Source organism: Collinsella sp. Sow4_E3 (genome assembly GCF_052116285.1).
Lineage (GTDB): Bacteria > Actinomycetota > Coriobacteriia > Coriobacteriales > Coriobacteriaceae > Collinsella.
The window spans coordinates 1-482 of the sequence record NZ_JBQKLJ010000112.1 but is presented as its reverse complement, the minus strand read 5'-3'; the positions used below and the strand labels follow the sequence as shown (position 1 = coordinate 482).

General features: G+C 53.3%; 1 rRNA gene. It reads right to left on the bottom strand.

From position 1 onward, the window contains the following. Positions 1-396: 396 nt before the first annotated feature. Positions 397-482 (bottom strand): 16S ribosomal RNA (locus tag ACTQ48_RS11525); the annotation flags it as partial.

The following is a 482-nucleotide window of genomic DNA, read 5'->3' as shown; positions in this document are numbered from 1 at the left end:
ACCGCTCCGGGCCCGCGGGATATCCACGTGTCGCTAATATAAATTAATCGATATCATGAATAGCGCTCTCATGTCGCAATTCGGGTATCTCATACCGCGGCACAGCGTGTTTCACTGTGCTCGCGATCAGATGCTCCTCACTCATTAATAAGTGAATTCTCTTGTTTGGATCGGATGAATGATTGCTATCATTCTCTATTTAATCGCAGAAAAGAATCGAGTCTGGAAGAGAACCTCTTCCATCTCTCTCCTATCGCTATGCGGCTCTCAAGGTACGCGGGTGCGACCCCGGGGACCGGGTGCTGCGGGGACGTATCCGGGCCAGACATCCACCGGACGGGCTCCTGCCCTCCATTCGAGTTAAAGTGTTCTCTCTCTAAGAATGTATCTCCCTAGAAAGGAGGTGATCCAGCCGCACCTTCCGGTACGGCTACCTTGTTACGACTTCACCCCCCTCACCCTCCACACCTTCGGCGCCTCCC